Here is a 3,042-nt window from a genome sequence, read left to right on the forward strand (position 1 = left end):
GCGTAGGTTAGGTAAGCGGTAGCGCCACCTAACAGTTTTCCATCCCCCTCCCTACTCATATTGCTGGCTCTCCGGCAGGCGAATGGCAATATCATCATAGGTATAATTTCGCACCTCGGTAAACACGGCGGGGTCAACGTCTTCCAACTCTTCAACCTGCACCAAATAATCCGCCCCCGACATCAGCAGATCAAAATCACTCATCTTAAGAGAGGATTGGTTCTCCACCTTTGCCGGCGGGTGGCCGAAGGCCCACTCCGGGGACCAGCTGCGCAGCCCCTCAATAAACAGATTATCCTGAAAGTACATCACCAATGGGCGGGCCGCCGTGCCGATATCACCCCCCACGATCAGGTTGCCCCGACGGCCCACCAGGTCCGGCTTGTGGCTGTGGGGCATGCCCAGTGCCAACAGGTTGCCATTGTCGACAAAAATGCTGACAGTGCCCTGCCGGTAATTCGCATTGATTGTGCCCCCGGCACTGAGGGCGTCGGTCTCCTGGCGATCAAAAACCGGGCCGTCTCGACTGTCCAGCTCGATGTCGCCTTTAAGGTTGCGCAAGCTGACGTTGCCGTTGCTGGCCATCCGATCGATACGAACGGTGCCGCTGTTGGTGATCGCCACGCGGTTCTGCTGGTTCTTCACGGAGAGCTCGCCCACGCGCGTTATCAGTCGGCTCGTGCTCGTCACGCCGGTGCCGGACTGCACCTCCAGGCGCTGGGCGGCGATGTTCACGGGGCCGTTCTCCTCGCCGTTGAAGGCGGTGAGAATCTCGCCCCCGGCATTGAGCTCTACGGTGCCTTCGGCGTTGTCCAGCCCCGCCAGGGTTAGGTGGCCACCGGCGCGGTAGGCCATCGCCTCTCCCTGCCCGCTCGTTCGCGCGCCCGCCTCCATGACAATATCCTTCTCTGCTTCCAGTAACAGCTCGCCGCCACTGGCCAGGGTGCCGCGCTGCTCGATGCGTTCGCCGGATAAGTGCAACCCGGTCTCGGCCGTGAGGTCTCGGTGTACCACCAAATCGCCCGGGCCACTGTCCAAGGTCAGGGAGCTGGCCGTGCTCCGGGCGTTCATGGTGAGCCCCCGGGCGCGAATATGAACCGCCCCGGCGCTTTCCAGTTCATTCACCGCCAGGGCGCCGTCGTTGTTCAGGTCGATGGCACCGCCGCCGGAAAGGTTCACCGTTTGAAGGCGGTTATCCTCGTGCGCCAAGGCCATGTCGCCCTCCGCGCTCAGGAAGGCGCTGTTCAGCACCAGCGGGCCCTGGCCATTCAACTGGCCCTCCACATCCAGGGTCAGTCTGTCCGCCCGCACCGCCCCCAGGGTCAGCGACTCGCGGTTGCTCAGGTGGATGTCGCCATTGGCATGGAGCGTGACCTCGCCGGTCAGGCGATTGTCCCCATCCAGTCGAATACTGCCCAAATCCGAGTGAAGGTTAACGGCCTGGTTGCTCACCAGGGCGGTATCGCTGGTGAGCGAACCCGCCAGCCAGAGATCCACCGGGCCGCGGGTATCCAGCCGGTTTAACCTCAGGTTGCCGTCGTTGTTCAGAAACAAACCGCCGGTGCCGATATCGGCAGAGAGCTGGTCAACGACGGTGCGAATGGGGTTGGCTTGCGATCCGAATTGGTCAATGCCCACCAGGCGCAGTTGGCGCGCCTGGATTCGGTCGTCGGAATCGGGCTGTTCGACCCGGGCGTTGTGAATTTCCAAGGTGCCGGCCAAATCCTGGGGGCCGGCAATGGTGAGCTGGTCGTTGGTCTCGGCGGCAATGCTTAGGTGGGTTTTATGGTCAAAGTAGAGCGCCGTAAAGCCTTCCACCTGATAGCCTTGATTGCGCAGGGTCAGTGCTTCGGCGTTGAGTGTCCCGCCCACTTGGAGGGTGCCGGCGGTCAGGTTGTCGTCAACCCGGGCCAGGTTTTCGAACGCCACTTCATACACGGAATTGTTGGCGTCGGTGTAAACCAGGCGTTCGCCGGCGCTCTGGCTAACCCGGTATTGCGCCTCGTAACCGGCGCCGCCCCCGGTGACTTGTAACTGGTTGGCGCCATTGCCCCCGTCCAGCTGCAAACGCCCCTGAGTGCCGGGGGCCAGGTCCAGCTCAAACCGGTCAGTTTCTTCACCGCCTTTAACCCAGCCGGTGACCCAACCGCCATCGAACACAAAGCGGTTGCCTTCATTCCCGCCTTGCAGGTCCGTCACATCGGTAAAACGCAACGCTTGGCCCTCGGAGTCGGTCACGGTACCCGCGTTCTGGCCCTGGTCCAATCGCCACTGGTTATCCGGGCCGGGGGCTTCCAGCGTGGTTTTGTTCCGGGCTCCCTTGAGGTAATCGATACGGGTAAACTGCCCGCCGCTGCCGACACTGAAGGCCGCCTCGCTCAGACGCGACAGGTCGAGCGTATTTTCGTCCTCCCGGCCGGCGCCATCCACCACACCACTCAAGCTGTCCTCGGTGAGAAGCCGAAAGGTGTCATCGTCGGACCCGCCGGTCAGGTTCGCGACGCCCACAAACCTCATGCCGTTCAAGGTTCCCTCATCCGTGGCGGTGATTTCCCAGGTGTTTTCCTCGTCGGCGCCAATCAACGTGTGGCCGGCGTCCGTGGGAGCGCTGATCGACTCCAGGTTGCGCAGCCTCAGGCCCGACTCGGCATCAGTCTGGAGCGTCAACGTCAGTTGAGCGTCACCGTATTGGGTAAGGTCGAGCGTGTCCTCGCCCTCAGTGTTGCCCGCCCCGTCGATGACGCCACTCACTCGCCCGCCGTTTAGGAGTTTGAAGGTGTCCGTATCGCCATTGCCCAACAGGTGGTCGACCCCCACAAAGGTTAGGCTGGAATTCAGCGTGCCTTCGTCCTGATCGTTAATCTCCCAGGTGTTTTCCCGGTCGTCCCCTTCCAGGCGATGGCCGTCTCCGGCGGTTGCCTGAATGTCTTCGATGCTTTCCAGAAGCAGGTCGGCGTCACTGCCCGCCGCCAAGGTCAACTGGAAAGCGTGGTTGCTCTGTTGAAGGTTCAGGGTATCTGATTCGCCGCCGCCCTCGATGTG

At 62.0% G+C, this 3,042-nt stretch carries 1 protein-coding gene; it reads right to left on the reverse strand.

The genetic code is table 11. From position 1 onward, the window contains the following. Positions 1-51: 51 nt before the first annotated feature. Positions 52-3,042, reverse strand: a 2,991-nt coding sequence (locus AAE514_RS18305; protein WP_347333004.1) for a translocation/assembly module TamB domain-containing protein, incomplete at its 5' end; no start/stop codon positions are given.

Origin of the sequence: Marinimicrobium locisalis, from assembly GCF_039822625.1 — a bacterium.
Classification (GTDB): domain Bacteria; phylum Pseudomonadota; class Gammaproteobacteria; order Pseudomonadales; family Cellvibrionaceae; genus Marinimicrobium; species Marinimicrobium locisalis.